General features: G+C 70.3%; 5 protein-coding genes and 1 pseudogene. 3 read left to right on the plus strand and 3 right to left on the minus strand.

Features of this window, described 5'->3' with window-relative positions; genetic code table 11:
- Window positions 1–235 precede the first annotated feature (235 nt).
- Window positions 236–2,872 (plus strand): aminopeptidase N, encoded by a 2,637-nt coding sequence (pepN, locus tag DRB06_RS13210; RefSeq protein WP_111820201.1) that lies wholly within the window; start codon window positions 236–238, stop codon window positions 2,870–2,872.
- Between the two features lie 128 nt (window positions 2,873–3,000).
- Here the strand turns inward: pepN and DRB06_RS13215 are convergent.
- Window positions 3,001–3,758 (minus strand): annotated as a pseudogene (locus tag DRB06_RS13215) (PTS transporter subunit EIIC).
- A gap of 109 nt (window positions 3,759–3,867) precedes the next feature.
- On the opposite strand from DRB06_RS13215, the gene DRB06_RS13220 reads away from it, so the two are divergent.
- Entirely contained in the window at window positions 3,868–4,416 is a 549-nt protein-coding gene (locus DRB06_RS13220) for a PTS glucose transporter subunit IIA (RefSeq protein WP_083565552.1), read from the plus strand.
- 17 nt (window positions 4,417–4,433) lie between these two features.
- Here the strand turns inward: DRB06_RS13220 and malQ are convergent, their stop codons facing one another.
- Together malQ and DRB06_RS13230 are read right to left on the minus strand one after the other, a co-directional pair.
- Window positions 4,434–6,590 carry a 4-alpha-glucanotransferase gene (gene malQ / locus DRB06_RS13225; protein WP_108968176.1) on the minus strand — a complete coding sequence of 719 codons (2,157 nt, stop codon included), beginning with the start codon at window positions 6,588–6,590 and terminating at the stop codon, window positions 4,434–4,436.
- A gap of 312 nt (window positions 6,591–6,902) precedes the next feature.
- Window positions 6,903–7,133 carry a glucose PTS transporter subunit EIIB gene (locus tag DRB06_RS13230; RefSeq protein ID WP_073328637.1) on the minus strand — a complete coding sequence of 77 codons (231 nt, stop codon included), beginning with the start codon at window positions 7,131–7,133 and terminating at the stop codon, window positions 6,903–6,905.
- 186 nt (window positions 7,134–7,319) lie between these two features.
- Between DRB06_RS13230 and DRB06_RS13235 the strand changes: the two genes are divergently transcribed.
- Window positions 7,320–8,006: PEP-utilizing enzyme (locus DRB06_RS13235; protein ID WP_258522270.1), on the plus strand; the 687-nt coding region annotated here is incomplete at its 3' end.

Raw genomic sequence — 8,006 nt, forward strand, 5'->3', positions numbered from 1 at the left:
CGCGGGTACGTAAATGATCGCATCGATCATCTAGTTCGCGCAAGACGCAATTTTCGATCTTTCTTGCCCGCCAGATTCGATCACACCGATCGCTCTGGTCGGCTTGAGCGCGGCTCAGGCCCACGACGCCTGCCACGATTTCTGGCCCCCGGCGCGCGGTGGGACAATCGCCCGGGGCGTCGCGGCCCACACCGCGGTTCCCAGAGCATCTGCCACTACGACTGAAGGAGCTTTTGTGCCCGGTCAGAACCTCACCCGCGAGGAGGCGGCGGCACGCGCCGCCGTCGTCTCCACCGACAGCTACGACGTCGTCCTGGATCTGTCCGGCGCCGCGGATCCCGCCAACGCCACCTTCCGCTCCACCACGACGGTCCGCTTCACCGCCACCCCGGGGGCCTCCACCTTCATCGACCTGATCGCCCCGGCCGTCCACGCAGTGACGCTCAACGGCACCGCCCTGGACCCGGAGCGGGTGTTCGCGGACTCCCGCATCGCGCTGGCGGACCTGCGCGCGGACAATGAGCTGACCGTGGTTGCCGACTGCGCCTACATGCACACCGGCGAGGGCCTGCACCGCTTCACCGACCCGGCCGACGGCGAGACCTACCTGTACACGCAGTTCGAGGTGCCCGACGCCCGTCGCATGTACACCGTGTTCGAGCAGCCCGACCTGAAGGCCACCTTCCGCTTCACCGTCACCGTGCCCGAGGGCTGGACGGTGTTGTCCAACTCCCCCACCCCCGCGCCCACGCCGGCCGCCGCAGGCACGCACACCTTCGCCTTTGAGCCCTGCGAGCGCATCAGCTCCTACATCACGGCGATCGTGGCCGGCCCCTATGTCGGGGCCACCGACGTCTACACGGCCGCCGATGGCCGCACCGTCCCCCTGGGCGTGTACTGCCGCAAGAGCCTGGCGGAGTTCATGGACGCCGAGGAGATCCTGTCGATCACCAAGAACGGCTTCGCCTACTACGAAGAGCTGTTCGGCACCCCGTACGCCTTCACCAAGTACGACCAGGCCTTCGTGCCCGAGTTCAACGCCGGGGCCATGGAGAACGCCGGCATCGTCACCCACCGCGACGACTACATCTTCCGTTCCCGGCCGGTGCAGGCACGCGTCGAGCGCCGCGCCGAGACCATCCTCCACGAGCTGGCACACATGTGGTTCGGGGACCTGGTCACCATGAAGTGGTGGGACGACCTGTGGCTGAACGAGTCCTTCGCCGAGTACTGCTCCACGCTCGCCGTTGCCGAGACCACCCGCTGGACCGACGCCTGGACCACCTTCCAGGTGCTTGAGAAGAACTGGGCCTACAACCAGGACCAGCTCTCCTCCACCCACCCGATCGCCGCGGACATCAACGACCTGCACGATGTGGAGGTCAACTTCGACGGCATCACCTACGCCAAGGGCGCCTCCGTGCTGTCCGCGCTGGTGGCCTATGTGGGACGCGAGTCCTTCTTCGCCGGCATCAAGAACTACCTGGCGGCCCACGCCTACGCCAACGCCACCCTGGCCGACCTGCTCGGTGAGCTGGAGCGGGTCTCCGGCCGCGACCTGTCCGCCTGGACCCGCGTGTGGCTGCAGGAGGCGGGTGTGACCACGCTGCGCCTGGAGCTGGACACGAACGCCGACGGCGTGATCACCTCCGCGGGGATCGTGCAGGAGATCCCGGCGGCCTCCCCGGCGTCGCTGCGCCCCCACCGGGTGGTGCTGGGCGCCTATGCGCTCGGCGCCCAGGCCCCGGACACCCTTGAGCGCACCGGCCGCATTGAGCTCGATGTCGCCGGCGCGCGCACCGAGGTGCCCGAGCTGGTCGGCACCGTCCGCCCCGACGTCCTGCTGCTGAACGACGACGATCTCACCTACGCCAAGGTGCGTCTGGACGCCGCCTCGCTCGCCACCGGGCTGGCGCACGTGGACGCCTTCACCGCCTCACTGCCGCGTTCGGTGCTGGTGGCCAGCGCCTGGGACATGGTGCGCGACGGCGAGCTGCCGGCCGCGGACTTCCTGGCTGCTGCACTGCGCGCGCTGCGCACCGAGACGCACTCGAGCGTGGTGCAGGGGCTGCTGGCGCGGGTGGCGACCTGCCTGTCGGCCTATCTGCCCCCGGCCACGCGTCGGGATGCGGCCGTATCGACTACCGACACGCTGCTGGACCTGGCGCGCGCGGCCGAGGCTGGCAGCGACACCCAGCTGCAGCTGGTGCGCGCCGTCGCCGCCCACGCCGTCACCACCCCCCAGCTCGACGTCGTCGCCGCCTGGCTGGACGGATCCGCCACCCCCCAGCTCGACGTCGTCGCCGCCTGGCTGGACGGATCCGCCACCCTGCCGGGCCTGGTTGTGGATCAGGACCTGCGCTGGGAGCTGCTGGTGGGGCTGGTCGCCGCCGGCCGGTGCGGCGAGGCGGAGATCGCCGCGGAGGAGGCGCGCGACCGCACCACCACGGGCCGCGAGCGCGCCGCCCAAGCACGCGCCGCCGTCCCCACCGCGGAGGCAAAGGCCGCCGCCTGGCGCGAGCTGGTGGACAACGCCGGCCTGCCCAATGAAACGCAGGTGAAGATGCTCGCCGGCTTCAACATGGTGGAGCGCAACCCCGAGCTGCTGGCCCCCTACGTCTCCGAGTACGTCAAGGAGGCCGACGGCATCTGGAACTCGCGCACCTTCCACATGGCCGAGAACCTGCTGGAGCGCCTGTGGTCGTCCGCCACCGTGGGACTGCCCGACGTCGCCCCGGCCGCGGCGCTGGAGAGCTGGCTGGCCGCCCACGCGGATGCGCCCGCGGCCTTCCGCCGCATCGTCAGCGAGAACCTGGACGACACGCGCCGCGTGATGAGCGTGCAGGCCTGCGCCCGCCCCGCCGAGGGCTGATACTCACCGGCCCAATTGCGCGTGCCGCCGAGGGCGTGGAATCCGGAGACTCGGGTTCCACGCCCTCGGACCCTCTGCGGCTCTGGGGAGCGGATTTCCCGGAACATGTGGGCTGCGACGCGCACCGGTCAATGGGCCGCGGACTTACCGGAGCTCTTCGCCGCGGCGTCCTGGGCGGCCGCAAAGGAGCCGGTCCAGGCGTTTGTGCCGTCCACGCCGGAGAAGAAGCAGGTCAGGTCGCGGTGGAGGGTCTCGCCCGCCGCATTGGTGCAGTTCCCCAGCTGGAACCATGGGATGGAGTTGAGCAGGTGGTGCAGGCCGAAGGGGATGAGCAGCCGGTTGACGGTGCCGAACACGAAGGCCGCCAGGGCCGCGGCAACTCCTCCCTCCGTGCCGGCCGTCATCAGCCAGCCGCCCAGTTGCTCGTTGATGAGCCAGTTGAAGGCGGGATACAGGGCCCCATGACCAGGGCGACGCCGATCGCCGCCACCGAGGTGATGATCGGGACGAAGCGGCGACCGCCGAAGAAGGCAAGCCTGTCGGGCAATTTGATGCGGTAGTACCGCTGCCACAGCCTCGCCGCCACGATGCCGATGACAATGCCGCCGAGCACGCCGTAGTTAATGGTGTTCTCCGCCGGCGTCTCGCCGCCCGCACCCCAGTAGGGTGCCAGTGCGCCGAACACGCCCTGGAGCACCAGGTAGCCGAACAGGCCCGCAATGGCGGTGGAGCCGTCCGACTTCCTCGCGAAGCCGATGGCCACGCCGACCGCGAAAATCAGGGCCAGATTGAGGCTCGTCCTTGAACGCGTTCGAACCGGCGCTTCCAGTGCAAGCCCTGCGCCGCTGATTGTCAAGGACGGGGCGGGTGACCCTGCCGCTACCATGGCCGGGAGCGCCGGTCACTTCCGGCCGACTGGGTGATGGCGCCATATGCATGCCGTCGACCGACCCGCACCGTCACGGCAGACATGCGGCGAACCAAGGAGGACACACATGTTTCAGGCATCGAGCGGCGTTGGCATCCCGACCGGATCGGACGGCGATGCGGCAGGCACCTTCGCCGCCGGCGCCGAGGACGCGGAGAGCGCCGTCGTCCGCTCGCCCCTGGCCGGGCGCGTGATCGCCGTCGGCGATGTTCCCGACCCGGTCTTCGCCACCGGCATGCTCGGCCCAGGAGCGGCGATCGACCCCGACCGCGCGGGCGGAGGCGAGGTCAGCGCGGTCGCCCCCGTCGCCGGGACGGTCGCCAAGATTCACCCCCACGCCTTCATCGTGACCGGCACTGCGGGACGCAGTGTCCTGGTGCACCTGGGGCTGGACACGGTTCAGCTCGAAGGCGCCGGCTTCACGCTGCACGTCGCCGAGGGCGACGCCGTCGCCGTCGGCGACCCCGTGGTCACCTGGTGCCCGGCCGCCGTCGAGGCCGGTGGCCGCAACCCGATCGTGCCGGTCATCGCCCTCCAGGCCGAGGGCGCGCAGGTCACCACCGGTGCCGCGGGCGGACACGTGGAGGCCGGCGCGCCCCTGTTCACCTGGATCTGACCGGCAGCCACCCGCCCTCAGCGATTGAACTCGTCGCGCACGGCCCCCAGCAGGCTGGCCAGGCGCACGTTTTCCGGCAGGTCCTCCATCAGCACCACTTCACCCGACCCGTCCGCCAGCGGCATCTTCCAGTTCGGGTACTCCTTGTCGGTGCCGGGCTGGTTCTGGGCGCGGCGCTCGCCGACACCGTCTACCAGTGACACGCCGACCAGCGCCGAGGGGGTGCGCACCACATAGCGGTACAGCGCCTCCACGGTCTCACGCTCGGAGGGATTGTCCGCCAGCAGGTTGTGCTCGCGCAGGCGCGTCAGCATGCGCTCGCGCTCGATGCGGGCCTCGGTGCGCACCTGCTCGACGGGCTCGGTGAGCAGCCCGAGCCGCTCGCGCAGCGCCACGTGCTCGTCGGCCAGATAGCCGGCGGTGGGCGGCAGGTCGTGAGTGTTCACGGTGGACAGGGCCAGGTGCCGATAGGCGCCCGGCTCCAGCGGCCAGTCGTCCTCGTCCTTCTCGAACCAGAGCACGGAGGTACCCAGCACGCCGCGGCTGGCCAGGTACTCGCGGACCCACGGCTCCACGGTGCCCAGGTCCTCGCCAATGATGACGGCGCCGGCACGGTGCGCCTCCAACAGGACGACGCCGATCATCGCCTCGTGGTCATAGCGCACGTAGGCGCCCTGATCGGCGCGCAGGCCGTCGGGAATCCACCACAGGCGGAACAGGCCGATCACGTGGTCGATGCGCAGTGCCCCCGCGTGCCGCAGCACCGTGCCGACCATCTCCCGCAGCGGGGCATAGGCCGTCTCCGCCAACCGGTTGGGGTCCCACGGCGGCTGGGACCAGTTCTGGCCCAGCTGGTTGTACATGTCCGGCGGGGCGCCAACCCCGACGCCGGAGGCGAAGGCGTCCGGCTCGGCCCACACGTCCGCACCCTGCGGGTGCACGCCGACAGCAAGGTCGTCCATCAGCCCCAGGCTCATACCGGAGGCCTTGGCCTGGGCCTGGGCCCGCCCCAGCTGCTCATCGACGATCCACTGCAACCAGGCGTAGAAGTCGATGCGGTCCGCCAGCGTGCGGGCCTCGTTCGCAACGAAGGCGCTGGAGGCGTCCTTGAGGTTGTCGGGCCAGTCCGCGAAGCTGCCGTACTTCTCCATCAGCGCGCACCACAGGGCGAAGCGCTCCAGCCCCACGCCCTGGGCGTCGCGGAAGCGCTCGAAGTCGCGCTGACGGGAGCGGGAGCGGCCGGCGGCGAAGATGACCTCCAGGGCCTCACGCTTGGCCTTCCAGGCGGTGTCACGGTCGATGGCGTCGGCGCTGAGGTTGGCCTCGGCCACCTCCTCATGCGCCCACTGCACCAGGGAGCGGCGCGGCCCGGACAGGCGCGAGACCTCCAGGATGTTCTCGGGACGGATGTAGATGGGGTTGACGAAGCGGCGGGTGACCGGCAGATAGGGCGAGGGCGTCATCTCGCCGACGGGCTCGGCGGCGTGCATCGGGTTGATGAGCAGGAAGTCGGCGCCCTCGTCACCCAGGAAGCCGACCAGCTCGGTGAGATCATCGGCGTCGCCGATGCCCCAGGAGCCGTGGGAGCGTATGGAGTACAGCTGGGCCATGACGCCCCAGCCGCGGCCTCCCAAGGAGGAGGGCAGGTCGAGGTGGTCGGGGGTGACGGCCAGCGCGGCGCTCGCCGAGGAGCTGCCGCCGTCCGGACCGGCGTCGACGTCGGCGATGATCGTGTGCCAGCCCAGCGGCAGATCGTCGGGGATGACGAAGGAGGCCTGGCCGGTGAGCACGCCGTCGACCTCGCGGGGGGCGGTCCAGTCGTCGGCCTGCAGCAGCTGCAGGGTGTCGCCCTCCTCCAGCTTGATGTGCACCCGGACGTGAGCGCCGTCGGGCAGGTGTACGGGGATGGTCGACTGCGTGCCGACCCGCACCACCACGGTGGGGGGAAGGGTGCGCCGCCAGGGGGCGATGTCGACCTCACGCAGGGACTCCTCGACCTCCTGCGGGTCACTCGCCTTGACGCCCAGGGCGCCCAGGACGGCGACCAGCGTGGTGCGGGAAGGCGCGGCGAGGTTGCCGTGGTAGTCCCAGTACTCGGTGGAGACCCCGTGGGCCTCGGCAAGCTGCTTCAGGCGCTCGTCGGGGATGTCGGATGCGGCGTTGGAGTCGGTCATGGCGGTTGCCTCGTGCTCGGTCGCGCGTGCGCGCGAGGGCGTCCCCGGTTGCATGGGGCGCGGGAAGGTGATTTCAAGGGATGATCCGCCGGCTGCACCGATGCGACCGCGCGGTCGGCACGGCAGACGAGAACATCTCTTGCAGCAAGCGTTTCACACGATCCGTGCCAACGCCAGTCGCCCACGCCGACGACGGCGGGCCGGGCTCCTTCTCATCCCCACCCACCGCTGACGCTGGGCGGGTCCCGGCGGCCCAATGCGGCGGCCGAGCGGGTCGGCCGCCGGGAAGGAAGCGGCGGCCGACCGGCCGAATCAGTCGAGTTCGGCGATCTCCTGTGCGAGGGTGTCCGCGGTCGGGCCGACAACCACCTGCACCACGCGGCCAGAGCGGACCACGCCGAAGGCGCCGGTGGCGCGCAGGGCCTCCTCGTCGACCTTGTCCTGGTCGACTACCTCCACCCGCAGACGGGTGATGCAGGGCTCCAAGTCGGAAATGTTCTCGCGCCCACCCAGGCCGGCGACGATCTCAGCTGCAGTACTCATGCGTGCTCCTCGGGGTTCCTCGTGCTCGCCGTCACTTTATCGCAGTTCGGGGCGCTCAGGGGACGGGTCCGCGGGCCGCTTATCTGTCAATCGTCATTCATCCGATGGCAAAATCGTTCCCCAAGCGCCCAAGTCGGTGCACAATGAGCCGTGACACTCATCTCCATCGCCGTTGAGGAGAACCGCATGGCCCCGTCCGCCGCAAACCCCAACTCTCTAGCCGGTATTGGCGTGAGCCCCGGGCTCATCGCCGGCCCCGTCGCCCGCATGGCCCCCGGCATTTCCGAACCCGAGATCGCCACGTTGGATCCGAGCCGTGACACCGAGAAGGAGTGCGACCGCGTTGCCGCGGCCGCACAGACCGTGAAGAAGGGCCTCGAGCTGTCCGCCGCCGAGGCCAAGGGCGACGGCCGCACCCTGCTGGAGACCACCGCACAGATGGCCGCCGACCCGACCCTGACTTCCTCGGCGCAAGCCATGATCCGCGAGCGCCGCCTGGTGCCCGAGCGGGCCGTGTGGGAAGCGGCGGGGACGCTCGCCTCCATGTTGGAGTCGCTCGGCGGCTACATGGCCGAGCGCACGCGCGACGTTCAGGACGTGCGCGACCGCATCGTCGCAGTGCTGACCGACTCCCCCATGCCCGGCATTCCCCGCCTGCCCGAGCCCTTCGTGCTCGTAGCCGAGGACCTCGCCCCCGCCGACACGGCCCTGCTGGACCCGGAGAAGGTCGTCGCCTTCGTGACCTCCGAGGGCGGCCCGACCTCCCACACCGCGATCCTCGCCCGCGCCCTGGGCATCCCCGCTATCGTCGGCACCGGCTCCGCCGTCACCGACCAGCTGTCCGACGGCGACATCGTCCTGGTGGACGGTACC

It is taken from the genome of Actinomyces sp. Z5 (assembly GCF_003287795.1).
GTDB lineage: Bacteria > Actinomycetota > Actinomycetes > Actinomycetales > Actinomycetaceae > Actinomyces > Actinomyces glycerinitolerans.